Here is a 23,440-nt window from a genome sequence, read left to right on the forward strand (position 1 = left end):
GACATGGTACTGCGGCCTCCGACGACGGCTCCGGACTTCGGTGCGGAAGCACGACCGACTACGCCGGCGGACGAACAGACACGGCCCCGCCCGCCGTCACGGAGGACGGCGAACGGGGCCGTGGGGCGACTGCCGGTCCGCTACCGGGCTCCCAGCTCGGCCAGCAGGGCCTTGTACTCGTCCGGATGCTGCTCCCGCAGGATGTCCATCCACACCCGGGACCCTTGGGCGAACGTCTCGGCCGTCATCTTCTGGTGGAGATGGTGCACGCAGTAGAAGGCGTCGTCGTAGGGGAGCCGCTTCGGCTGCTTCGGCTGCGCCTCTTCCGCGTTCGCCTGGCCGGGCTCCGCCGCGCCGGCACGCGGTACCGGGATGGACTCGGAAGCCGCCTGCTCACGCTCGGCGGGCGGTGTCGGTGCGCTGGGCCCAGGCGCTGGTGCCTGTGACGCGGCCGACGCAGTAGCCGGTGCGGAAGGAGAGGGGGTGACCTGCTCGGCGGGCGTCTCCGGGATTATCACGCCGTGATAATCGGCGGGGCCCGCCTGGCGCTCGACGACCTCGCGCGCCGCCTGGGCCTCCGCCTTGGCGCGGGCCGCCTCCGCCCGTTCGTCCGCCTTGGCCTTCTGCTCGTCGGCGGACAACTTGCCGAGGTTGCGGACGTGTTCCACCTTCCGCGCCCCGGTCACCAGGTCCTTCTGGAGCTCGGGAGTGAGCTTCAGAAGGGAGAGCTTGCTGGAGATCGTGTTCTGCGGAACGCCCAGCCGCTTGGCCGCCCTGGTCTGGGAACCGTAGTAGTCGACCAGGGTCTTGAGGGCGTGGGCCTCCTCCAGGTCCGTCATGTCGTCGCGGTGGTAGTTCGCGACGAACGCGGCCTCCAGGAGCGCCTCGTCGGTGGCGACCCGGCCGTTGTCGACGCGGACGGGGATGGTGGCCAGGCCGACGCGGCGGGCGGCCTCCAGGCGCCGGTGGCCGTCGACGACGATGTACTTCGCTCCGTCGTCGAGGTCGCCGGCGCGGTCCGGCCGGCTGCGCAGGTAGGCGTCGACCGTGGCGACGGCGATGGGGATGATGATGCCGACCTCGCGGACGCTCTGCACCGTCTCGTCGAGGTTGCGCAGGTGGTTGCGCGGGTTGTCGGGGTTGTCGCTGATGAGGGTGACCGGCAGCTCCGTGATGGCCGCCGTGGTCGACTCCTCACCGGCGATGGTCTTGTCGATGAGGTTGCGCCGGGAGGACCGGGCGCCGCGGGCCGCGCCGAACGCGGGTGCCGACCCCAGGGTGTCCGCCTTGCTCACCGGGTGGCTCCCCTCGCTACCTGCCGCATGGCTTCCGCCTGGTCGCTCTGCGGCGCGTAACTCAGCAGCGGCATCCGCTTGCGGACCGCTTCCCGCTGCTCCTTCAGGTCGCCGATGACGGCGAGGACCTTCGGGTCGCCGAGCGACTTCCAGTTGTCCAGGGAGGAGGTGGCGACGTAACCGCGGCGCGAGTCGTAGAGGTTGACGACCAGGCCGAGGTAGTCGATCTCGAGGGAGAGGTCTTCGCAGAGGTCCTCGATCTGCTGGGCGAGCATGCCGTAGGCGGTGGCGGAGGAGTCCTCGGCGAGTACGGGGATGACGACGCCGGAGCCACCGGCGGCCTCGCCGCGGCGCCGGCGCCCGTAGTAGAGGGCGGCGTCCATGGCGATGCCGAGGCTGGGCGGGCAGTCGACGATGATCACGTCGTAGTCGGCCTCCAGCGGACGCAGGGCCAGCTCCAGCGCGGCCTCCTTCTGGAAGCCGCGCTTCTGCGTGGCCACGACGGCGATCTTGGCGTCGAGGAGGAACCCGTCGAAGCAGGCGGGCAGTACGTGCAGGCGCTTCTGGAACCGCGGATCCTTTATCTCCACGACGAGGTCGCGCAGGTCTCCGCTGCCGTCGCCGCACATGTGCGAGACCAGGCTGTCGTGGTCGGGCTCGATCTGGGGGACTCCGAGCTGTTCGCTCAGGTGGCCCTGCGGGTCGAAGTCGACGATGAGGACGCGCTTGCCCGCCTCGGCGTAGGCCTCGCCGATACCGGCGGAGATGGCGGTCTTGCCGACCCCGCCCTTCTGGTTGCCGACGATCTTCCGCTCGGGTTCGGTGCCGCGGGCGCCGTGCTGGGGGGAGGGGTTGGCATCGAGCCAGCCGCGGACCGACTGGGCGAGACCCTGCGTGTAGGAGACGCCGCGATCGGCGCACGTCTCCTTGAACTGCTCGTACAGCCCTGGCGGAAGCCACGTGGAGAACGACCGCGCACCGGCGGTGTCGACCTCGGCGCCGCCGCTCGTGCTGTCGCGCCAGTCGTTGATGGCCGCCTCGACGGCGTCCTGGATGTCCAGGCTGAGTTCGGCGGCGCGGACCTTGAGCGCTTGCTGGAGCGCCGAGGGCAGCTTGGACGCTACCTTTTCCCGGTCTCCGTCGGGGTAGGGGGAAGCCATGACGTCAGCATACTGACTTCTGTTGGCGCGATGACAACCGCTTTGCATGTTCTGACGTGGTTTCACCCAATGGGCGCCCGACCTGACATGGTCAGCGCCGAGCGGGGAGGGCTGGTGGCCTGCACGCATCGTGCGCTGAAGGAGCAATCGCGCCTCGTCTCGCCCATGGTGAGACGGCACGGCTCTTCCCGCAGTGGCCCTCACAAACCGCCCTCATCGTGATCGATGAGGGACATGCCGGATGCCAAGGAGCGTGCGGCAGCGGCGAAGTACTGCTCGTCGGCACCAGGAGCAAGACCAAGGGTGACGCCCTGGCTGAGGCCGACGAACAGTGCCCTGAGTGCCGTGGTCAGGCGTTGCGCCTGCTGCGACGTCACGACGCTCCCGCCATGTGTCCTTCCGGTGAACAGCGCAATCAGATGCTCCTCCTGCGACCGGATGGATGTGGCGAGCTGGGATCCCAACTCCGAGTCTTGGACGGCCATGTCAAGCAAGGTGATCTGAAGCGACAGGCGAGACCACGCATCCGGAGCGTCACAACTGCGCCGGTAGTACCGGGCAAAGGCGTCGACCGCTTCCAGCAGGTCGAGTCCGGCGGGAACCGCCTGCTCGATCTCGTCGTAGTACGGCCGCAGGTAGTCGGCGACCAGGGCCACCACCAAGCCGTTCTTGCTCCCGAACAGTGAGTAGACGGCGCCGGTGGTCAGATCGGCGCGTTGGGCGATCTCGTCGAGCTTGGCCCGGACCAACCGGAACGAGCTTCTGGGGGGATTCATGACCCAGGTCGTGGCACCGTGGATGAACCGCCAGACGGTGGGGGCCATCGCCGATGGCGCCTTCAAGGTGTTGCTGGCCGCTGTCTACGTCGCCGGCGCTGCCCCGCTCGGCCGGCTACTCGGCACGCCTGCCTGGCTGATGGTCGTCTCGGGCGTGGCCCTGCTGATCGGCGGCGGGGTCGAGATCGGATACACACGCCGCCGGTCGATGCGCACTTACATGCGGCTCATGATCACCTACGACAGCGGCTGGGTGCTGGCGGCCCTGGCCGGCCTCCTGATGGCGTGGCAGGGCAGCGGCGCCGGTGGTGAAGTCTGGGTGGTCTACCAGACAGCCGCCCCCGTCGCGTTCACCGCACTGCTGATCGCTGCCGCCTCTGCGCAGACAGATTGAGCAGTTTCAGATGCTCTGCGCATCGGCCCTCAGATGCCTGGCGGGGACGGCTCGGGCTTCTTCGGAGCCGGCAGATCCGCACCCTGTCACCTGCGTTCGAGGACCCGAGCGATTCGCTGCTCAAGCCTGGTGCGGCAGTCCGGCCACTCCGCTGCGGTGATCGAAAAGATCGCGGAATCACGGAGGAGACCATCCTCGCCAGGGGCCCACGACCGGGACCAGTTCCGTAGAACACCTTCGAAACGGGCGCCTACTCCTTCGATCGCAGCCCGGCAACGGGTATTCCGTGCGTCCGTCTTCAAATCGACACGTGCTACCCCCCAGCCCTCGAACGCGTGCCTGAACAGCAAGTACTTGGCCTCGGTGTTCGTCCCGGTGCCCTGAGCCGTCGCCGCAAGCCAGGTGAAACCGACCTCGATCGCGCACAGACCTTCTCCCGTCGGCCACAGCCGCGGATCCCAGTAGGCCGTGGCCCCGACCGCCCGCCCTGATATCCGATCCACCTGCGCGTACGGAGCAAGCTTCCCGTCAGTGGCGCGGGCGAGCTGGGCGTCGATGTATCCCTCGACCTCGGTGGCCTTCGGCACCCAGGTGAACCCATACGAGCTGCGGTTCTCCTCCGCCGCCGCGGCCAAGTCCTCCGCATGTCGGTGACTGAGCGGCTCCAGGCGTACGACACTGCCCTCCAGAACCGGTCCCTCTAGCACGAAGTCCATCGATCACCACTCCAGTCTCTGCGCCGATTGAACGCCCTGTCCCGCAGGCCCGAACCGCAGAGTTCCAGAGCCGACGCTCCAAGTCGCATGGATTACGCGGCACCAGAGAGACCCGGAAGGGCAGAGTGCTGACGACGTTCATCCGTACGCAGCGGGGGAGTCAGCGCCGTACGCCGACATGCAGGGTCACATACCGCGGTCCGGCCCGCTCCACGGCTCCGGCCGTTCGTCAGCGGTCATCGGAAGTCGGCGCAGCTGTACCGGGCCGGGGTAGAAGACGGAGGTATTGGGGCCCGCCATGTCTTCGCCGATGAGGTATCGGTAGAGCCATTCCGCGAAGCTCATTTCGAACTGGGCCCAGCCGCCTTCGCCGTCTTCAACCAGGAGCCGGGGGGCCGTATCGTCCACAGCCACGAGGAACAGCGTCTCGCCTCGGTCGGTGCCCGCGATCGGCCACAGCCCGTTGCGGGTGCCGAAGCTCAACTCCGTGAGACCGAACAGCAGGCGAGGGTCCTCGTCCGGGTCGAGGTCGTGCCAGGAAACCTCGGACCAAGCGCGGATCGTGTCCCTTATCTCCTGGCCCAGATTCCAGCGTTCGGTCGCGGGGTGGTGCAGGTACAGGTGGCCGTTGAGCTGGATGGGAGCGTATGCGTCCACGAGGGTCTGATAGTCGGTTGGCAGCCTGATGCCGAGTTCTGCGTGGAGCCGGTCCCAGGCGGAGGGGTTCGCGTAACGGTTCTGGGCCGGGCCGAGCATCGCCATGGCGGCGGCCAGGTAGTCGGTCATGGCGTTCCTCACGCTGCCCCACCTTCCGCGACATCGCACAGCGTCCGGCCCCGGATTATCACGCCGTGATAATTGTCGGCTCCCTCGAGACTGCGGAGACGCGACCTCCCGCCAGCCCGTCGGACAGGGCCCGACCATAGCCCCTGATTGCCCTTCACCTTGGGGGAGCCCGCAGCATCAGGAGGGCCGGGCGACGCCCCCGGCACGAGGAGGGGACAGGCATGGAGTTGCCGGCCATCGGGGCGTTCGCGAAGGCGTCGCGGAACGCCGCCTCTCTTGGCGGCTGTCCAGGGGCGAGCGTGAGGGTGGGGTGCTGCTGTGACAGTCTGCTCGCGTGGACGATCTCGCTGGTACGCAGGCCCCAGGCAGCCGTTTGACCGACCCCGCTGCGTCAGTCGCGGAACTCGAACGGGTGCTGCCTGACCTCGTGGCCCACCGTCTGCCGACCCCAGCTGGTGTCGACTGGCCACGGCTGGAGAGCGTGTTGGGTACGGCTCTGCCTGCTGACTACAAGCTCCTCTGTGAGCTCTACCCAACGTTCGAGCTGAGTGACTTCGTGCGTGTTGGAGGCCCGGCGCCGGGTGCCGAAGTGGCCTGGGCCGAAGATACCGAGGACCTGGAAGTCCTGGCCGAGTGGTGCGAGGACGCCGACTTGGCCGTCCCGATGCATCCGTACCCCGCACCGGGCGGCCTGCTTCCCTGGTCCTCCTCCAACCAGGGGGACTTCTTCTTGTGGACCACCAGCCCCGCCGGGCCGCAGGAATGGACGGTCACTGTCGCCTCGCGCAATGGTGCGTGGTGGCACTACACCGGTGGGGCGGTGCAGTTCCTCGCTGATCTGGTGAGCGGTGTTCTCGAGCCCTGGGCACTGCCGACAGTCCGACCTGTGATCACCTGCATCGGTCGACCAGGCGGCGGTAGCAGATGAGAGCGGCAGCAATGCCGGCGAAGGCGAGGAAGTGCTCGGGCTGGCGTTCGTAGCGTCGGTGCAGGCGTCGGCATCCCGACGACCACGACATCGTGTGCTCGACGACCCAGGACACCGCCTACGCGGGGAACCGTCTGCTCGCCGTCGCGGGTGCCGACCCCTCCTCCGAAGGCGCCGGGACCACGCTCACCGCGATGCTCTGGACCGGATCGCAGCTGGTCCTCGTCCACATCGGTGACTCCCGCGTCCACCTCCTGCGGGACGGAGAGCTGTTCCAGATCACCCACGACCACACCCTGGTGCAGTCGATGGGCGACGAAGGGCGCCCCAGCCCGGAGGAAGCCGCCTCCCACCCCCAGCGGTCCCTGCTGATACGCGCCCTGGGCCAAGGAGCCGACGCGACACCCGACATGCGGAGTCGTAGTCGTACCGGAGGCCGGTCAGCAGACCGCCCAGTCCGGGGCCCACACATCGCCGGTGGTGCGGGGTGCCGAGGCTCGCAAGTGCTCGCGCAGTTCGGTCAGCACGGGATGCCGGTGGTCGGTGCGCGTGAGCAGCGCGTGCGGGTAGACCGGCGTCGGCTCGCGCAGCGGGACACGCCGCAGGCCATAGCTCTCCGGCCACAGGTACCGGTCCCCGCTGCCCACCAGGGTCGCCAGCGAACCCGAGTCGGCCAGAGCGTCCATGAGGACCTCGTCGCCGAAGTTGGGGCCGAGTGCGTCGACGCTCAGACCGAATGCCTCCGACAGCGACCGGTAGAACCGCTCCCACTCCGTGCCGGCCCTGATGCCGGGGATCCAGACGCGGTGCCCGGCGAGGTCCGCGGGCCGGACCCACTCCTTGCCCGCCGACGGATGACCGGGCCCGACCAGGAGCTCCAGCGGCTCGTCCAGGAGGCGTTCGGCGCTGATCCCGGCCGGGACCTGCTCTGCGGGCAGGGCACGGAAGGAGACGTCGACGGTTCCTTCGAGCACGGCCCGGGCGGCCCCCGCGGCGTTCTCCTCGCCGAGAGTGACCGTGTCCAGGCCGGTCCCGGGGCGGGAGCGGTAGAAGCGGTAGACGGCCTGGGCCGGTGCGATTCGCCGGTTGAGGACGTCCACGCGTAGGGGGCGGCTCCCTGGGCGTACGGCCTGTTCCGCCTGTTCGAGCGCGGCCAGGACCTTCTTGGCGTGGGGCAGGAAGACCTGTCCGTCCACGCTCAGCCGGGAGCCGTGAGAAGTGCGCACCAGCAGTGCGACACCGAGGCTCTTCTCCAGACCCATGATCCGCTTGGAGACCGCCTGCTGACTGATCCCGAGCTCGTCGGCCGCGGCCTGGAACTGCCCGGCCCCAGCGACGGCCACGAGGGTGCGCAGCGCTTCGATGTCCACACCGCCCACCCTACGAACACAACTGACGGTTGTGGCTGGTCGGGGCGGAGGTTGTTTGATGGGGTCTTCGCCCGAGTGCTGGGATCAACGCATGTCCACACGCACGGAACAGGTCATGTACGTCCGCACTCCCGAGTTCGCGCGCTATGCCGAGCGGATCGCGCAGGTCACCGACGCGACCTCGCGGCTGAACGTGCTCCCGTTCAGCGACACCGAGGGCCGTGACGAACTACTGGCGGTTGTGTTCGGCGGCCCGCTGCCGGAGTCGGTGACGATCTACCCGCCCTTCTTCACCGAGTACGGCCTGGGCACGAAGTTCGGGACGAACGTCTTCGTCAACCAAGGCTGCACCTTCATGGACCACGGTGGCATCAGCATCGGCGACAACGTCATGATCGCCCCGAAGGTCAGCCTCATCACCGGCGGCCACCCGCTGCCCCTGGCAGAGCGGCGTGAGTACGTCACCAGCGCCCCGATCGTGATCGAGGACGACGTCTGGATCGGCGCGGCCGCTGTGGTCACGCAGGGTGTGACCATCGGCGCCGGAGCGGTCGTGGCCGCCGGTGCGGTCGTCACCGGCGACGTGCCGGCCCGCACCCTGGTCGCGGGCGTGCCCGCCCGAGTGGTCAAGGGCGTCGACTGCTGACCCGTACTGTCCTCCGCCTCGACGGCCGGCCGGGAAGGGGCTGCTCAGCGGAAGGCGGCGACATTCTCCAGAACCCACTGGCGGAACGGCCTGGCGGCGGTTCCGGTGACCCTCGAGACCGTGTCGCGCACCGTCAGCAGTTCGTCGTTGACGTCCCCGCCCGTCAGATCCAGCACCGCGTCCGCGGCCTCGGCTCCCGAGAACGTGGACATGTGCCGGTGGGCCTCCGCCCGGCCGATCTCCGCGAACGGCACCTCCCGCCCCAAGGCCGCCGCGATGGCCTCCACCTGCTGCCGGGCCGTCACACGCTCCGGGCCGGTCAGCGCATACGTCCGCCCCTGGTGACCGGGCTCGGTCAACACCACTCGCGCCACCGCCGCGATGTCCGCAGGGTGAATCGTGGGCAGCCCGGTGTCCGCGTACGGCACGCGGACCGCTTGGTGCGCACGGATCGACTCCGCCCACCACAGGGCATTCGAGGCGAACTGCGTCGGCCGCAGAACCGTCCAGGCCATGCCGCTGTCCTTGAGCAGCCGCTCGACAGCCAGGTTCTCGCGGGCGGGACCCAGGTCCGGATGCGTCTGGACGGTGATGGAGGACACGAGCACCACATGCTCGACAGCCGCCTGCCGGGCGGCGTCGAGGATGTCGGCATCAGGGCCCATCCCCGACAGCAGAAACAGCGAGCGCACTCCGTCCAGCGCGGCCTTCGGGGAAGCCATGTCGGCGAAGTCGCCCTCACTCACCTCCACCCCTTCGGGGAACGAGGCCCGCGCGGCGTCACGGGTGAGCCCCCGCAGCGGCCCGGTACCGCACGCGTGCAGCTCATCGAGCAGAGCACTTCCTACGTTCCCGGTGGCGCCCGTTACGAGAATCACGCGTCTGCTCCAGTCGTCAGGTGATCGGCCGTCAGGTGATCAGCCGGAGAAGACGCTAGAACTTCAACCATGCTTGAGGTCAAGGAGATCGCTGGCAAGGTTCCTGCTTCAGCAGCGTCCGGCCGGGATTATCACGCCGTGATAATCGCCTGCCGCAGCCGATCCGTGATGCTCCTGCCGGTTCTCACGCGGAGAAACGATCCGACTCTGGAGTCGGATCGTTTCCGGTCTCGACCTGGCGCGATGCCGAGGCAGACGTGGCAGACGTGGCAGACCCCGCACAGTACGAATGACGAGAGAGGCGCGAGAGACCGTTGAGTCTCTCGCGCCTCTCTCGACTGGTGCGCTTGCTCAGCCGGTCGGTCGGTTCAGCAGGGGAACCACGACCTGACGCGCAGTTGCCGCCTCGCCCAGACGGAAGAACTTCACCTGCCCCATGGTGTGGGTGCACTCCAGGTAGCCGGCCGCCTCGAGCTCGCGCCGTGCCCGGGAGAAGTGCGGTGCGGGTACGCCGATCAGCTCGGCCAGCTCGGCCGCGGTGCGCTCGACGCTGTTGTCCAGGCCGCCCAGGATCGCGTAGGTCATCAGCACGTTCTGCTTCAGGTGCGAGAGATCGCTTATGCGCGCCTGCAGGGCTTCGAGCTCTGGGTATGGACTGTTGCGTGCCATGGTCAGGCCCTTCGTCGCTGCGCCGGACGGCCCGGCAGGGTCGGCAGGTGGTAGGCGGCTGCCTCTTCAGATTGTTCCCGTCCGGAGAGACTGGAGACGATGTGCGGAGTCACCCGGTACTTGATGGTCCGGCCGATCACATCGGCCACCAGGAGCATCTTGTGCTCGGCGAGCTTCTTGGCCATCCTCCTCGTCGCCTGCGGGGTCAGTCCGAGGAAGTCGGCGGCCTCCACTGCTGTGGCACCACCCTTCCCGTTGTACGTCATGATCCCGCAGTAGAAGAACAGCCGAAACTCGTTACCGGTGATTCCTGAATCCGCCGCGAGCATGGCGAGGACTCGTTCGAAGCTGAACTGCCCGTGCCGTCCGCCGAAGGCGTAGGACCGGCGTGGGGCGCCCTCGTCCTCTGGTTCCAGCAGCTCGTGGACCTCACCAGTCGCGGTGTTGACCAGCGCACGGCTGCGTCCACTGCGCCCCTGATTTGGCACTTGCGACCCCTGACCTGGGCTTTGTCTCTGACACCGGCGACATTACCACTGGCGACATGTCGTGTGGGGTAACCGAAGGAACCCGGCGTTTCCTTCACATACCCGTACCGACATGTCGCTGAGGGTCGTCGAAGGAATCCTGAGGTTCCTTCGACGACCTACTGCGTCATGTCGCCATAGGTCGTCGAGGGAACCGCCCAGTTCCCTCGATGACCACTGACGACATGACCACTGACGACATGTATCGGCATCCTAGAGTGCTCATATCGGCATCTCAGAGTGCCGATATGAGCATCCCAGGATGCCGATATCGGCATCCCTCGGTACCGATCCACCAGGTGTTTCCGCAGGTCAAAGCGTCGCGGAGGCTACGCACTCTCCATACAGGGGAAGGAACCCTGCAAAGGAACCCTCCGTACGGGATGCCCTGCGGTACTCGCGCAAGCGCTCCGTTCCTCGGGGTGCCCCTCTGCCCGTAGGTTCTCCTCAGCTCGGTGCCACTTTCCGAGCTCGGCGGTTACACAGCGTGGCTGAGGTTCGGGGTGGGTTCTCAGGCATACGCGCGCCGGCTCGGGAGTCTGCAGGTATCGCCCTGGCTGGCTTTCGCTGGCTGAGGGTGTCTGAGCGCGATGGTTGGCAACGCAAGGCAGTGGTCGGGAAAGCCGGGAAGCCCGCCCGGCGTACTTCTGGAGTCCGTCGCTAGGCTCCGGGTCCATGATCAGTCATACGGGGTTCACCTGCGGGTGCTGCGGGGCCCGTCATCCGGAGCTGCCGATGAACTACACGGCCGTTGCTCCCGCTGTGTGGGATCCGGCTTTCGCCGATGCCGACGACTGCCTGCTGACCGCGGATCAGTGTGTGGTCCTCGGTCAGCACTACTTCGTCAAAGGTCTGATCGAGATACCCGTCAGCGGCAGTGACGAGGTGTTCTCCTGGGGGGTCTGGGTCTCGCTCAGCCGAGAGAGCTTCTCCCGGGCCTGGGATCTGTGGGACAGGCCCGGCCGTGAGTCCGAGGAGCCGTACTTCGGCTCGCGTCGGCCGTACTCCACGCCCGCAACGGCGAGCAGCAGTAATGGCTGACCGGCCCGTATCGTCCGTCCCGGTCGCGCCCGCCGGCCTGAGCCGCAGAGCCCAGTGGTTCATCGAGACGGAAGGCGTCCGCGTCTGCCGGCGGGACGTCGCACGACACCGCGACGTATGGCTGGGGCACGGGATTCCTGTCGCGGAGATCGACCGAGCCGCTGCCTTCCAGGACCGCTGGGGCGGCCTCGCCCTGCCACCGGCTCCGTTCTACGAGGGCGGTCCGCGCGTCTTGGCCGCCGGCTGTCCCTCGGGGACGCCTACGCAAGGCTGGTCGTTCCGGGCAGGGGACTGCCGGGTGTCCATGGCTTACGGATTCATGATCGGCCCCGACGGTGCGTTCGGCATCGACGCCGACCGCTGGACACCCCTGCATGCCAGCACAGACGGATGGGTGGAAGCCCTGGCCCTCGCCGCCCATGCCCGCCGGTGGGCCACGACCGTCACGAGGGTCAAGCGCGAGGCCGTCGACTCACTGGATCTCGGCGGATTCGAGCCGGTCCCCGAAGTACAAGGAGTGACCGACACCTGGTGGCGGGGCAAGGACTCCCTCATCGCCGTGTACCGGGGTGAGGCCGAGGGCCTTGACGCTCCGCAATGCCTCGAAGCGCACGTCTACAGCGGCCTCGACGAGTGGGGCCTCTACGGCGGCTGACCCACGGGCACCGGACCTGGGCACCTGTGACCTGCTGGACAGCCGATCCAAGCTGCTCCCGGCACCGGATTATCACGCCGTGATACTTGCCTGCCGCGGTAGATACGTGAAGTCCCCGCTGCTTCACTCATGGAGAAACGATCCGACTCCAGAGTCGGATCGCCTCACGGCATCGCCCCTTCAGCTGCCGACGGCTCGCAGGTGACGTCCGGCCTGACCTCGGTCCTCGAACAGTGCCGGGTTGAGCCGGTAGTGCTTGGCGCTTCCCACACTGCCGGTCACCTCCAGCCAGCCCGCCTCGAGCAGTTCCTTGCGGGTCCGGGAGAGCACCGGTGGCGTCATGCCCGCCGTGGCGGCCAGCGTGCTGGCCTTGATCATCACCGTTCCGTCGGGACGCTGCTCCGAGGACGCGTAGAGCATGACGACGATGCGCTGGTTCGGGCTGAGGACCCGCCCGGTCTTCTTCAGCAGGTACTGCACGTCTGCCGCGTCGTGAATCCTCATCAGGCCTCGCCCTTCTTCCCACGCCGACGGACACGGGGCTCGCGCACCTTGGTCTCCGGAGGGTTCCAGTCCTTCACGGCCTCGCGGTGGGCGAAGCCGGTACCGATGAATGCAAGGTAGGGCGTGCACCTGTAGAAGGTGGTCCGCCCGAGCCCGCCCGCCTCGACAAGCAGCCGAGCCCGCTTGAGCACTTTCACCGCTCTCGACAGAGCATCAGGGCTCATGCCCAATTCCTCAGCGATGGCGGAGCCCGTACGCATGACGGCTTCCTCGCTCGTCTCCGTGGCGAACCAGTACCAGACGAGGACGCGAAACTCCCGGTCGGTCAGACCCGAGGCCGCCGAGGCGAGTTCCCGGCCCTTGCGGATGCCCACGTTGATGTGAGCCCCGTCGAACGCGTAGTTGGCGCGGTGTACCTCCTCGAACTCTCCCGTGTCCTGATCGACCAGGGCGAGGATCTTTCGCGCCTGCTCTGCCATGTGGGGGCCGTCCCTGCACGTCGGTATGGGGGCGGTAGGCGATCAGCCTTTGGGGAACGGATCACTTACCGGGAAGAGCATTACCACATTGCTAAGCGATCCCGCTGCTCAGTCGGATCGGTGTGCGATGTGCACAGAGGGCGAGTGTGTGCACATAGCTAAGTGATCCGACTCCAGAGTCGGGTCAATCCGATCCTGGAGTCGGGTTGACCCGACTCTGGAATCGGGTAACCCGACTCCAGGATCGGCATACCCGATCCTGGAGTCGGATCGCCAAACGCGATTCCGCAGGTCAGAGGCGTCTTCGGGGCTACGCTCTCTTCATGCATGAAAGTGCCCAAGGTCTCGCATCCGTCGGGGCCCCTCATGCCCGTCGGGACCTCCGGTCCTCGCGCGTGTCGCACACGGGCCGTCATTGACGCGCGGGTCGATCGGGGCTCAGCTGGCATAGCAGCAGGAAGGCGTGGCTGGTCAGGTCTGTGGCTGAGGTGGCACACGCGCGCCTGGACGGTCGGCGCCCTCGCCGTCGTGGCGGGCTGGTTCGTGGCTGGGGTGTTCATGTGGTTCGGGGCGGGACTTCGACGACAGCACTGGGTACTCACCCACTGAGGCAACAACGGCCGGGACCCTGTGAGTACTGAGGGAGTTCTGGACGTGTGGCAGTCTGCGTCGATGACTGACCTCGTACGCGCCTGGGAACGCGTCGATGCCTGCCTGGCTACTGAAGGGTCTCCTCGGGGGGCGGGTGGGTGCACTGGTCAGTGTGAAGTTGATCTACTTGGACACCACCAAGGCCGACTGAGCGTCTACATCAGCGTCACGTCGTTGAGGCCGGGAGTCACCGCGCGGTGATTCCCGGCCCATCCCTGTTGTGAGAACGGTGTCCTCAGTTGAACCTTCGAGCCCGGCTGCGTACCAGCCTCCTCGCCCACGCTGCCCAAGACATACCCGCAGCACGCCGCGCCGAAGCCGCCTGCACCGCGGTCTCCGCACTCGTCCCCGCTCAGGAGTGCTGGTAGACGTGCGAACGACAGTCATCGACCGCCTGACGAGCAGCCCCGTCGCCGCACTTCTGGCCCTGGCCGGAGTCGCCGCCGGCGTCCTGGTCGGCCACGGCGGCCTCGATACGGTGGTCGGCTGCGGAATCCCCAGCGACAGCCACCCCTCCCGGACAGCGGAGGACTGGGTCGCCAACGCCGATCACGTCGTCGTGGCCACACCGACAGCCGAACAGGACACCAACCGGCGCAACTTCGCCAAGGGCCCCATCCAGTACCGGACCGACCGAGCGGTGACCTTCCGCGCGGACAAGGTCCTCTGGTCGTCCCCAAGCCCCCGGCAGCAGATCGGGCAGGACTTCGACATGGTGAGCGCCGGCTGGAACGTCTACCGCGACAGCGGCAAGCGCACCAAGCGAACGACCGCTGCGGCTCCCCGCCTCGAACCCGGCCACACCTACCTCCTCGCCCTGCGATGGGCCTCCGGGCAGTGGGTAGTGCTCGGAGAAGGCGCCGCCGTCCCCTTCGACGACCAGACCGTCGGACAAGGAGAATGGTGCGGACGCACCTTGAGCAAGGAGGATGTCGCCCGCGGCGAACGCTTCTCCCGCAAGGACGATCACAGCCTCGAGAAGGCGGTACACGGCCAGGACGAACAGGCCGTCACCCGAGAACTCGAACGGGCCAGGACCGAATCGCGGGCAAGAGGACGCTGATACACGGGGACGATGCCCCTCAAGGCGGCTCCCTGGGGGTTGGCGCGGGACGCGGGAGGCTCAGGCCGAAGCAGCAGGGCGGCCCACGCCCCGCCATGGCCGCCCAGAAGACCGACGCGGTTGCGCACCGCGTACCCGGCGGGCCGCTCGCATGCCGCGCCGGCCCGCGAGCACGCGTCAGCCGCTACGTCGTCTGGTCGTCCGGTGCATGAACAGGGCCGTCATGATGGGGACGTGGACTACAGCCTTGTCATCGCGGCCGCCCAGGCCGCCGGCCCCTGCCCGGTCGGTGAAGAACCGGCGTGGGGCCGCCGCGTGCATGCCCTGACCGTCGACCTGCACCTGATCGCCCAGCAGGCGGCGCAGGACATCGACCGCCTGGAGAGTGCCTCGCGGTTCGTGGCGTTCCTGGAGGAGGTGGAGATCGAGGAGTCCAGCCGCCGGGGACTGCTCACCCTGCGCTCTCCGGCCGGGGACACGGAGCACATCCGTACCGAGCAGCAGGAGACCGACCGCGGCCGCGACCTCATCGAGCGGGCCCGCGGCCTGCGGGGCCGGTGGGTGCTGGTCTTCCGGTACAACGAGAAAGCCTCCGCGACCAAGAGCGTACGCATGCTCGCCCACCTCATGGACCTGGGCGACGGCGCCATCGCCGTGAACCTGGCGAAGAAGATCCTCCTCGACGACGCCGGCGGCGCCGTCCCCCGGGCACAGGCCGCATGGTCGCAGGCGGGCCTGCCGGACTCCGGGGCCGTCTCCGTCGAGCAACTGCAGCGGGCACGCGCCGAACTGCGGGGCGAGTGAGCAACCTCCGGCGTGGTCTCCGCCGGTGACGAAGAGTTTCCTCCCCGGCTGCCGCCGCCTCAGGCAACGACGTCGCTGAAGCAAGTGGCGCGGGGCGTTGCACCGTCACATGCCTGGCTTTGTCGCCGACCGTTGGATCGTCCTCCAGCGCGGGGCGTCGCCAGCCGGGACGTGCGGAGACGCGAAGCGGGAAGGGTACTTGGAGGTGGCCTTCCCCTTCAGGGGCGTCCAGGACCCCGACCAGGAGCACGAACCAATCGTGGACTGTATCGCCGTCCCAGAGCGCCTCCACCGCTGCCACACGGCCGGGAAGAGCGGCGGCCCGGGCTGTGAGCGAGGACAGGTCCAGCGGATCGGGTGGCGTGCGCTGTACGCGGTCTCCCAGAGCCTCGTATCGCGCGTGGACCACCCGCTCTGCTTCGTGCAGGCCGGCCCCGAGGGGGCGCAGCGCCTCCCAGACGGACCTGACGGCCGACAGCCGGCGGTCGCGCAGCACTTCGGCATCGACCTCACGGCGGGTCCGTTCGCCCAGGTGGGCCCACCAGCCGCTCACTGGACCACCAGCCGGGAACTCAGCGTGCGCGTCATGGGTTCGAACGTACGCAGCCATACGCCGGGACCGCCACCGCGAACGAGTGGTGCAGGGAGTCCGCGTCGGGCTCAGCGCGTCACTTCCGCCAGAACAGGTGGTGTACCACCCCGCTCGGGCTGGGGACCACGTCGAGGTGGAAGCGGTCGGTCAGCTCGTCCGGGGACTCCCACAGGCGGGCACCGGAGCCAAGCGTGATCGATGGGTTCACCACCACGTGCAACGTGTCCACCAGGTCCGCCTCCAGGAAGGCGCGGATGGTCGTGGCGCCGCCACCGACGCGGACGTCCTTGCCCTGGGCCGCTTCCTTCGCCCTTTCCAGGATCTTGGCGCGGTCGCCGTCGACGAAATGGAAGGTGGTGTCCGACAAGGTGAAGGACGGGCGGGTGTGGTGGGTCATGACGAAGACCGGAGTGTGGAAGGGAGGCTCGTCGCCCCACCAGCCCTGCCACTCCTCGTTCTCCCAGGGGCCGCGCTGCGGGCCGAACTTGTTGCGGCCCATGGTCTCGGCGCCGATGTTGTGGTCGTAGTCGCGGATGAAGTAGTCGTCCAGTCCGCGGCTGCCGCCCGGCTCCGTTCGCATCTTCCAGCTGGCCGTGGCGCCGGCCCAGCTCATCAAGCTCATCGGATCGGCGTGGCCGAAGGGCCGCTCCAGGCTCTGCCCCTCGCCCGCGCCGAATCCGTCGCCCGAGACGGTGAAATTCTGGACCCGCAGCAACTGCGTCATGGTGCTACCTGCTCCCGTCCGGTGATCTCTGATCATCGCTGCCGGAAGGGTAGACCCGCGGACCCGGCAAAGGTCATCGCAGCCGTGCCCGCGGTACCTTCGTGGAGACAGGTTTGCCGGGTGCACACGCCAACCTCCCCTGTCTGGGTTCGGCACTGCCGCCTGGAACGGGCGGGCCGCCTCCGCGCTGGCGGGGGCGCCCTGCGACCACGGTGGGTCACCGGTCGTTCTCGATGCCGGCCAGGGCCCCATGCGACCCAAGCCGGCAGGCGCAGAGCCGTGTACTCCGGATCTGGTTCCGAGCCTGGAGCGTCAGCCGTTGCCCAGGGTGCGGGCCAGGAGGGGGAGCAGTTGGTCCCAGTGGTGCTTCAGCCCGGAGGCGCTGAATGTGTCGGTGTCGGACATGGTGAAGCCGTGGACGGTGCCGGGGTAGATCTCGGAGGTGTAGCTGACACCTGCGGCGTCCAGGGCCTGGTTGAGCTCGCCGAGGGCCTCGGGTGTCATGTCGCCTTCGGCGTGACCGAGGTGGACCTGGGCGGTGAGCTTGGAGAAGAGCTCGGGCCCGTCTGCCCCCACGGGGCCGTGGAACGCGGCGACAGCCGCGACCTGGCCGGGGTGGGCCGCGGCGGTGCGCATCGCCAGAAGGCCGCCGATGCAGTAGCCGGTCACCGCGACCGGACCGGCGCTGACCTCGGATTGGCTGGTGAGGAACCTGAGGAAGGCTTCGGCGTCACTCAGAACACGGTCGGCGGTGTGCGCCTCGATCAAGGGCATCAGCTGGGCGAAGACCGCGGGCCGGACCTCTTCTCCGATGTGCTCGGGAAGCTCGACCACCGGTGCCGGGCCGTGCCGGTAGAAGAAGTTGGGGACGAGTACGTAGTACCCGTGCCCGGCCAGATCGCGGGCCATCTCCCGCAGCACAGGCCGGATGCCGAAGCCGTCCGCGTACATCAGCACCCCCGGGTGCCGCTCGCCGCTGTGAGGGAAGACGGCGAACGCATCGGCTTGCCCGTCCGCGGTGGGAATCCGCAATGTCTTGGTGCGCATGAACTCTCCTGTCGTGGTTGATGTGTCGAACCTGTGATCAACACGACGGAGGCGGGGCCCGCGCGGCAGCGCGGGACCCTCGATCGAGCAGCGGGCCCGCACTGGCCCGTACGGCGCTCAGAAGAGCACCGGGTCACCAATCCGTGTGTGGCGCGATGCCGTCCCGGTAGTCATCCCCACAACATAGTCCACAGCCCTGACCATCAGTACGACCAATGCTGCTGGCCGGCCTCGTCGCCGACTACGTGCGGGTGCTCGGCGCCGACCACCCGTACACCCTCAGCGCCCGGTCGGCTGCCGAGCACTGGAGCGGCTGACGCATACGTCTCGGAAGTGCCGGTGTCCTTCCGACGGCAGCCGCGGGTCATGAGGGCGGGAGATCCGGCTCGGATGTCAGGGCCCTCGTTCGTCCTCTTCTTCGCCGGCGCACGCCTCGGTGACGAGCGGTCCGAGCGGCCCGGTCGAAGCCGGGAGAGCTCGTCGGCCGACCGTGGTCATGACGTCGGCGTCAGTGCCGACGGGCACAAACCGGTGTGCGTCGTCGGGCCCCGGTCAGGTAGCTTGGCGAGCATGTCGAGCCCCGAAGCATCCAGGGTGGGGGCTTTCGGTCACGCCGTCAGCCCCCTGAACCACTGAGTCTGCAGAGCTGCCGTCCCGCCGTGTTCCGCGGCCGGACGCGTGTGCCCGTGGGTGCTGACCGCGGTGACGAGAACAAGACACCGCCTCATCGATCCCTGTGACAGCATGTGAGTCAGATCACTTCGCGGGCGTGGCCGTCCGGACGGATCCCGGCCCGACCGGTACGACCCCGGACTCACCTGCAGCGTTCTTACCGGCACCCCCATCCGGATAGATAACAGCAAGAAGCGAGGAGTACCCCCATCGGGGCCGAGGGCCCCGCCTCCGGGCTGCTCGGGGTCGCACAAGGACCGTACCGGGCCTGCTCGGACCGTCTTGGTCCGACACGGACCGAAACGACACCTGCAGCTAGCCGGCCGGGAAGGAGCGGTTCCTTGCTTCTTGCTGTTATCCCGCTTGGTCGGACCTGGGTTCCGTACTCTGTGGGCATGCCCAACCCGCGCACCGCCGACGCCCTCGCCGCGATCGGCACCTTCACGAGGGCCCAGCAGGACGCCGGCTACGCCCACGAGACCGTCCGCCTGCGCGGCACGCTCCTCACCGAGTACCTGGAGCACGTCCTCGACAAGGAGAAGGCCACGCGTCTCACCGCCGAAGAGCTGGTACGGCCCGAGCACGCCGACTCATGGCTCGACGCGGCCGACGCCGGGGAGACCCGCCGCCGCAACACCCTCACCGGTCCGCACACCGCCGCCGCGTCCGACTCCCAGCGCGCCCGCATCCAGACGTACAACGCCTTCGTCGACCACCTCGCCCTCCCCGGCCTGCACCGGCCCTACCCGGCCTCCGGGCACGGCGACCGCCTCGAGCCCGAGCAGGCCTACCAACTGCTGCGCACCCTCGCCGTACGGCGCCCCACCGGCGCCAACGCCGCCACCGCCGTCCGCACCGCCGCCGTCGCCGCCCTCGTCGCCGCCACCGGCCGCACCGTGCCCCAGCTCCACAAACTCGACGTCACCGACATCGACCTGGAGCGCCGCCCCGTCCCCGTCGTGGCCGTCGCCGACTCCGACCACCCCCTCGACAAACACACCGTGGAGATCCTGCGCCGCTGGCTCGACGTCCGCGCCGGCATCACCGCAGCCCTGGAAGGCAGCGACCCCGGCTACCTGTGGATCCCGACGAAGCCCGGTCGCGAACGCGCCGGCGTGCAACCACCGAAGCCCGGCCTGACCCGGGCCGCCGTACGTACCCTGCACGCCGCACACCGCAACCTCGTCCTCCAGGTCGTCGGCGTCCCCCTGCGCCCGTACGCACTACTCCCCCGCCCCTGACGACGCCACCACCGTGGCGGCGTCCGCAGGACTGAGCCGTCGTCCTTGAAGCCGACCTCGGGACGTGGTGCAGGACGTGTCCCTCGTTGAGCCTCCGTCAACCTGAAGACCCAGGCCAAAGGGCTGGTGTGACAGTCGTCGGGGATGCTCACGCTGGTCGCGAGCGGCTGCCTGTGGGGAAGATCTTCCGTCAGTAGGTTCGGCTCGAGACAGACCGGACAACGCGACGGCAGCGGATGTGCGAGCGCTCTTCTCCTGGATGCCGATCGAGAACACCCGGAGGGCCTGCGACGACGCTCTCAAGCAACTCAGTCGAAGCAGGCCCGACCCGATGTTCCTAGCCTTCGGAAGCGGTGAAGCGGGACAGCTCCCATGGGTCGTGTGCGCTGAAGACGGTGATCTCGTCCGCGTGGTCGCGTCGGAGGGAGCGCAGTCGGTCGCGGGTCGCTTCGCGAGCCGCGACGTCGGTCTGTGCTCCCTGCTGGACCGGCTCAAGGGCAGGATGCGAGAGAGGCGGCGTGTGCTCGAGCTCGCCGTGATACATGTACGCGTCACCCGCATGCAGCAGCCACCGTCCGTGGCCGTCGCGCACGGCGACACCCGAGTGTCCCGCCGAGTGGCCGGGCAGCGGAACCAGCAGCAGGTCGCACGCCAGCCCCTGCGGCCGCGTCGCACCGGGGAAGCCGAACCACTCTGTGCGATCCGCCACGGGTGCGGGTGTGAGCAGCGGGTTGTGCGCCCGGTGTGCCGGCATGAAGCGGTCGAGGCTGTGCCGGTGGTGCGCTGCCGTGGGGTCGGTGACGGCCCGGTACTCGTCGGGGTGGACATGCACCTGTGCGTGGGGGAAGTCCGGCAGTCCTCCCGTGTGGTCGCGATGCAGGTGGGTGAGCACGATGTGCCGCACGTCCTGGGCCGCGTACCCGAGGCGGACGACCTGGCTCAGCGCGCTCTCCTCGGGGTTCAGCGCGGGCTGGGCGTAGGCGACCCAGTCCGCACCCAGCGACCGGTCGGGGTGCTGTAGGTCTGCGCTGCCGAGGCCGGTGTCGACCAGGACCAGCCCGTCCGAGTCCGTCTCGATGAGCAGGCAATGGCAGGCAACGGCCCGTTCGCGGTCCACGGCGCCGGCCGGAGGTTCTTCGCCGAGTGGTGGAATCTTCCGGAGAGAACCGCAGTTGAGGTGGTGGATACGCACAAGGCCCCCTGGAGGCGAGCTGGCGGGCTGTTCTTGCCGGACATTAGGAGGGGCTCTCGTGACTCACCAAACAGTTGGACACGCACCGGCGGGTGACCAGGCCGGCCCGCTGGCGGACTGTCCTGACAGCGCCCTCGTTCCGCCGGGCCACGAACCGCGATGTCCTGTCGACATCACCCTCGCCGCGATGGGTGGTCGGTGGACGCCGCTGGTTGTTCGCGAGTTCCTGCGCCGTGGTCAGGCCACGTACTCCGAACTGTCCGCCGCCCTGCCCGCTCTCTCGGACAAGGTCCTCTCGGACCGGCTGGCCCAGTTGACCGGTGCGGGCGTCATCGAGCGTCACCGCACTCCGGGCTGGCCTCCCCGCGTCCGTTACGTCCTGACCAGCCAGGGCCGGGCGCTGGAACCAGTAGTGCGCAGCATGTGGGAGTGGGGAACCGCGGCTCGCTGTGGCTGGGCGCCCTCCCACGATCCGAGGCATGGATCCTGAGCTGGACGAACTCGAAGAACAGCTGGCCGAGCAGCAGGAGGAGGTACGGGCCGAGCGGGACGCGTCCTTGGACGGGTGAGTGGACAGCTTGCCGACGAACGGGCCTCGGCCACGCCGACGCCCGGGCGTGATGCTGATCCCGCACCGCACGTCAGGCGTGGAGGAGAGCACACTCCCGGCCTCGGGGAACAACGGAACAGCCGTTAGCGCTAAGCGCTCCCGGGCCACCGAAGGCGAGTCACCGTACGGGCTGTGACTCGGCCCGGGGCTCGGGAACCTCCCCGAGCAGGGCGGCGAAGTCGGCGTGGGCCTGTTCGACAGCTTCGGGGTACGCCTCGCGCTTGGCGTGCTCGGCCAGGGCCCGGTAGATGCTGGCGACGGAGGGGTTCTGCCCTTTGCGCTTGCCGGTGGGGATGATCAGGTCGGGCTGGATCTGCTCGACAGACTCGCCACCCGCGCGGCGGCGGAGCACGGTGTGGAGCATGTCGTCGGTGATGACCGGCGGCCGGCCGCCGTGCTTGCCCTTGCGGGCCGCGGTGTCGAGCCCCTCCAGCGTGGACTCGCGGATGTTCTCCCGCTCGGTCTCCGCCATCGCTGCGAAGAACGCGAACAGCAGCTTGCCGGGGCCGCTGGGGTCGTAGATGCCGGGCAAGGGCCCGGCAAGCATCTCCAGGATCAGGCCGTGGGCGGTGAGGTGGTCGGCGAGCGCGGTGAGTTCGGCGGCGTCGCGGCCGAGGCGCTTCATCTCGTACACGGTGAAGATGACCCGGCAGTGCGGGGCGTGGGCCTTGACTTCCCGCGCCGTACGGAGGGCCTCCTCGAACCGGGGGCGGACCCGGACTCGGGTGCTGATCTTCTCGCTGAAGATCTTGTCGCGGGGGATGCCGTGCTTGCTGAGTGCGTCGAGCTGGGAGTCGAGTTCCTGCCCGAGGGTCGAGCAGCGGGCGTAGCCGATGCGGATGTCCGCGCTCGGCAGGTCCGGGTCGATCGGTGCTGGCGGCGGGGTGCCGGGCCGCCATGGCCGGCCCGGGCCCCGGTCGGCCGGGGTGGGTACTCGCAGCGCCTTCTTCAGCCGGGGCACCAGGGTGAAGCGGCGGGTGTGGTACGCGGAGGCGACCGCGCCGCCGCGCGAGCGGCACGGTGAGCCGGGCTGTGCGTCGCACTTCGGACAGGCGTGCTGTTCGACGTCGTCGGCGTCCGACCGGTCGGTCGGAGAGGGCTGCTGAGGGTGCGTCATGGGGCCGGATTTTCGCACAATGCAAGTCTCAAAAGGGGGTCCGTCCCGCTTTTGAGTGAGAACGGGTTCTGCGAATGAATCCGGGTCCGATGGGGCTCCGGCGGCCCGCGATTGATCTTGCTCGCGCAAAGGATCGTTTGTGAGAGCGGATGGCGTTGTCCGTGTCCTGAGCAGCGCTGGAAGCACGGCTGTCTATGCTGCGCGTCGGCGCAACCTGGAGGGAACACAGGCCGTGATGGATGAGCAGGAGCTGGCAGAGATCCAGCGGCAGCACTGGCAGGACACCTACACCGTCCACCCGGGGATGTACGGCGAGGAGCCGTCCGCGCCCGCGGTCCGCGCCGCCGAGGTCTTCCGTGCTGCCGGGGCGCGGGATGTGCTGGAGTTGGGCGCTGGCCATGGCCGGGACACGCTGTTCTTCGCGGCCAAGGGCTTCACTGTGCAGGCTGCCGACTTCTCCGCGACCGGCCTGGAGCAGCTGCGCCGGGCCTCGCTCGCCCGGGACCTTGAGGGTCAGGTCACCACGGCCGTACATGATGTCCGTGCGCCGCTGCCGCTGGCGGACGCGTCGGCCGATGCGGTGTTCGCGCACATGCTGCTGTGCATGGCGCTGTCCACGAAAGAGATCCACGCGGCAGTGGATGAGGTCGGTCGCGTGCTGCGGCCCGGCGGCACCCTCGTCTACACCGTCCGGCACACCGGCGACGCTCATTACGGCACCGGTGTCGCTCATGGGGACGGCATCTTCGAGCACGGAGGCTTCGCCGTGCACTTCTTCGACCGCGACCTGGTCGACGCGCTCGCCGACGGCTGGGACCTGCGGGAGATTCACGCCTTCGAGGAGGGGGAGTTGCCGCGGCGGTTGTGGCGGGTCACCCAGAGCCTGCCCCGGTAGGTGGCCAG

The 23,440-nt window shown here is 68.6% G+C and carries 25 protein-coding genes and 2 pseudogenes; 11 read left to right on the forward strand and 16 right to left on the reverse strand.

Annotated elements, in window-relative coordinates; all coding sequences use genetic code 11:
• Positions 1–140: 140 nt before the first annotated feature.
• The 3 genes from AMK11_RS35375 to AMK11_RS35385 form a co-directional block, all read right to left on the reverse strand.
• Positions 141–1,295, reverse strand: coding sequence for a ParB/RepB/Spo0J family partition protein (locus AMK11_RS35375; protein WP_073732238.1), 1,155 nt, complete (start codon positions 1,293–1,295; stop codon positions 141–143).
• On the reverse strand, positions 1,292–2,455 hold the full coding sequence (locus tag AMK11_RS35380) for a ParA family protein (protein ID WP_073732239.1): 1,164 nt from the start codon (positions 2,453–2,455) through the stop codon (positions 1,292–1,294). Before AMK11_RS35380 ends, AMK11_RS35375 begins: the two co-directional genes overlap by 4 nt.
• A gap of 200 nt (positions 2,456–2,655) precedes the next feature.
• On the reverse strand, positions 2,656–3,231 hold the full coding sequence (locus AMK11_RS35385) for a TetR/AcrR family transcriptional regulator (protein WP_073732240.1): 576 nt from the start codon (positions 3,229–3,231) through the stop codon (positions 2,656–2,658).
• On the opposite strand from AMK11_RS35385, the gene AMK11_RS35390 reads away from it, so the two are divergent.
• Entirely contained in the window at positions 3,230–3,625 is a 396-nt protein-coding gene (locus tag AMK11_RS35390; RefSeq protein WP_241847160.1) for a hypothetical protein, read from the forward strand. The genes AMK11_RS35385 and AMK11_RS35390 overlap by 2 nt on opposite strands.
• Before the next feature lie 86 nt (positions 3,626–3,711).
• Here AMK11_RS35390 and AMK11_RS35395 read toward each other — a convergent pair whose 3' ends face one another.
• Both AMK11_RS35395 and AMK11_RS35400 read right to left on the reverse strand, forming a co-directional pair.
• A complete protein-coding gene (locus tag AMK11_RS35395; protein WP_073732241.1) occupies positions 3,712–4,341 on the reverse strand; it encodes a GNAT family N-acetyltransferase in 630 nt (209 codons plus the stop codon).
• 186 nt (positions 4,342–4,527) lie between these two features.
• Positions 4,528–5,127 carry a hypothetical protein gene (locus AMK11_RS35400; RefSeq protein WP_073732290.1) on the reverse strand — a complete coding sequence of 200 codons (600 nt, stop codon included), beginning with the start codon at positions 5,125–5,127 and terminating at the stop codon, positions 4,528–4,530.
• Between the two features lie 334 nt (positions 5,128–5,461).
• Between AMK11_RS35400 and AMK11_RS35405 the strand changes: the two genes are divergently transcribed.
• The gene (locus AMK11_RS35405; RefSeq protein WP_073732242.1) at positions 5,462–6,055 is read left to right on the forward strand and encodes an SMI1/KNR4 family protein; all 594 of its coding nucleotides are present in this window, start codon (positions 5,462–5,464) and stop codon (positions 6,053–6,055) included.
• Here AMK11_RS35405 and AMK11_RS38915 read toward each other — a convergent pair.
• Positions 6,018–6,164 (reverse strand): annotated as a pseudogene (locus AMK11_RS38915) (IS5/IS1182 family transposase); the annotation flags it as partial. The gene AMK11_RS35405 and the pseudogene AMK11_RS38915 overlap by 38 nt on opposite strands.
• Here AMK11_RS38915 and AMK11_RS38920 point away from each other — a divergent pair.
• A pseudogene (locus AMK11_RS38920) lies at positions 6,136–6,495 on the forward strand (PP2C family protein-serine/threonine phosphatase); the annotation flags it as partial. The pseudogenes AMK11_RS38915 and AMK11_RS38920 overlap by 29 nt on opposite strands.
• On the opposite strand, the gene AMK11_RS35415 reads toward AMK11_RS38920, so the two are convergent.
• Entirely contained in the window at positions 6,496–7,425 is a 930-nt protein-coding gene (locus tag AMK11_RS35415; protein ID WP_073732243.1) for a LysR family transcriptional regulator, read from the reverse strand.
• Between the two features lie 115 nt (positions 7,426–7,540).
• Here AMK11_RS35415 and AMK11_RS35420 point away from each other — a divergent pair, with 115 nt between their 5' ends.
• On the forward strand, positions 7,541–8,071 hold the full coding sequence (locus AMK11_RS35420) for a DapH/DapD/GlmU-related protein (RefSeq protein WP_079187904.1): 531 nt from the start codon (positions 7,541–7,543) through the stop codon (positions 8,069–8,071).
• A 44-nt stretch (positions 8,072–8,115) separates the two neighbouring features.
• On the opposite strand, the gene AMK11_RS35425 is transcribed toward AMK11_RS35420, so the two are convergent.
• The 3 genes from AMK11_RS35425 to AMK11_RS35435 form a co-directional block, all read right to left on the reverse strand.
• Entirely contained in the window at positions 8,116–8,949 is an 834-nt protein-coding gene (locus AMK11_RS35425) for an NAD(P)H-binding protein (protein ID WP_073732245.1), read from the reverse strand.
• A 351-nt stretch (positions 8,950–9,300) separates the two neighbouring features.
• Positions 9,301–9,618 carry a hypothetical protein gene (locus AMK11_RS35430; protein ID WP_019329406.1) on the reverse strand — a complete coding sequence of 106 codons (318 nt, stop codon included), beginning with the start codon at positions 9,616–9,618 and terminating at the stop codon, positions 9,301–9,303.
• Positions 9,619–9,620: 2 nt separating this feature from the next.
• The gene (locus tag AMK11_RS35435) at positions 9,621–10,106 is read right to left on the reverse strand and encodes a helix-turn-helix domain-containing protein (RefSeq protein ID WP_019329405.1); all 486 of its coding nucleotides are present in this window, start codon (positions 10,104–10,106) and stop codon (positions 9,621–9,623) included.
• Positions 10,107–10,880: 774 nt separating this feature from the next.
• Between AMK11_RS35435 and AMK11_RS35440 the strand changes: the two genes are divergently transcribed.
• On the forward strand, positions 10,881–11,186 hold the full coding sequence (locus AMK11_RS35440) for a DUF2199 domain-containing protein (RefSeq protein ID WP_241847161.1): 306 nt from the start codon (positions 10,881–10,883) through the stop codon (positions 11,184–11,186).
• Positions 11,179–11,841 (forward strand): hypothetical protein, encoded by a 663-nt coding sequence (locus AMK11_RS35445; RefSeq protein ID WP_073732246.1) that lies wholly within the window; start codon positions 11,179–11,181, stop codon positions 11,839–11,841. Before AMK11_RS35440 ends, AMK11_RS35445 begins: the two co-directional genes overlap by 8 nt.
• A 180-nt stretch (positions 11,842–12,021) precedes the next feature.
• Here the strand turns inward: AMK11_RS35445 and AMK11_RS35450 are convergent, their stop codons facing one another.
• Together AMK11_RS35450 and AMK11_RS35455 are read right to left on the reverse strand one after the other, a co-directional pair.
• Positions 12,022–12,345 carry a helix-turn-helix domain-containing protein gene (locus AMK11_RS35450; protein WP_073732247.1) on the reverse strand — a complete coding sequence of 108 codons (324 nt, stop codon included), beginning with the start codon at positions 12,343–12,345 and terminating at the stop codon, positions 12,022–12,024.
• A complete protein-coding gene (locus tag AMK11_RS35455; RefSeq protein WP_073732248.1) occupies positions 12,345–12,824 on the reverse strand; it encodes a MarR family transcriptional regulator in 480 nt (159 codons plus the stop codon). The genes AMK11_RS35450 and AMK11_RS35455 overlap by 1 nt, the downstream gene beginning before the upstream one ends.
• A gap of 1,021 nt (positions 12,825–13,845) precedes the next feature.
• Here AMK11_RS35455 and AMK11_RS35460 point away from each other — a divergent pair.
• Positions 13,846–14,538: a hypothetical protein gene (locus tag AMK11_RS35460; RefSeq protein ID WP_241847162.1), complete on the forward strand. Its 693-nt coding sequence runs from the start codon at positions 13,846–13,848 to the stop codon at positions 14,536–14,538.
• A gap of 234 nt (positions 14,539–14,772) precedes the next feature.
• Complete coding sequence (locus tag AMK11_RS35465) at positions 14,773–15,342, forward strand: hypothetical protein (RefSeq protein ID WP_073732250.1); 570 nt, start codon at positions 14,773–14,775, stop codon at positions 15,340–15,342.
• Positions 15,343–16,010: 668 nt separating this feature from the next.
• On the opposite strand, the gene AMK11_RS35475 is transcribed toward AMK11_RS35465, so the two are convergent.
• The gene (locus tag AMK11_RS35475) at positions 16,011–16,658 is read right to left on the reverse strand and encodes a dihydrofolate reductase family protein (RefSeq protein ID WP_073732251.1); all 648 of its coding nucleotides are present in this window, start codon (positions 16,656–16,658) and stop codon (positions 16,011–16,013) included.
• A 312-nt stretch (positions 16,659–16,970) separates the two neighbouring features.
• Positions 16,971–17,705 (reverse strand): dienelactone hydrolase family protein, encoded by a 735-nt coding sequence (locus tag AMK11_RS35480; RefSeq protein WP_073732252.1) that lies wholly within the window; start codon positions 17,703–17,705, stop codon positions 16,971–16,973.
• A gap of 1,067 nt (positions 17,706–18,772) precedes the next feature.
• On the opposite strand from AMK11_RS35480, the gene AMK11_RS39070 reads away from it, so the two are divergent.
• Entirely contained in the window at positions 18,773–19,618 is an 846-nt protein-coding gene (locus AMK11_RS39070) for a hypothetical protein (RefSeq protein ID WP_073732253.1), read from the forward strand.
• A 337-nt stretch (positions 19,619–19,955) separates the two neighbouring features.
• Here AMK11_RS39070 and AMK11_RS35490 read toward each other — a convergent pair whose 3' ends face one another.
• Positions 19,956–20,735, reverse strand: coding sequence for an MBL fold metallo-hydrolase (locus AMK11_RS35490; protein ID WP_241847163.1), 780 nt, complete (start codon positions 20,733–20,735; stop codon positions 19,956–19,958).
• Between the two features lie 262 nt (positions 20,736–20,997).
• Here AMK11_RS35490 and AMK11_RS38305 point away from each other — a divergent pair, with 262 nt between their 5' ends.
• A complete protein-coding gene (locus AMK11_RS38305; RefSeq protein ID WP_198941543.1) occupies positions 20,998–21,300 on the forward strand; it encodes a winged helix-turn-helix transcriptional regulator in 303 nt (100 codons plus the stop codon).
• Between the two features lie 238 nt (positions 21,301–21,538).
• Here AMK11_RS38305 and AMK11_RS35500 read toward each other — a convergent pair whose 3' ends face one another.
• Entirely contained in the window at positions 21,539–22,537 is a 999-nt protein-coding gene (locus AMK11_RS35500) for a recombinase family protein (RefSeq protein WP_073732256.1), read from the reverse strand.
• A 235-nt stretch (positions 22,538–22,772) separates the two neighbouring features.
• Between AMK11_RS35500 and AMK11_RS35505 the strand changes: the two genes are divergently transcribed.
• Entirely contained in the window at positions 22,773–23,432 is a 660-nt protein-coding gene (locus AMK11_RS35505) for a class I SAM-dependent methyltransferase (protein ID WP_073732291.1), read from the forward strand.
• The last annotated feature ends 8 nt before the right edge of the window (positions 23,433–23,440 follow it).

This window comes from Streptomyces sp. CB02414 (assembly GCF_001905385.1).
Classification (GTDB): domain Bacteria; phylum Actinomycetota; class Actinomycetes; order Streptomycetales; family Streptomycetaceae; genus Streptomyces.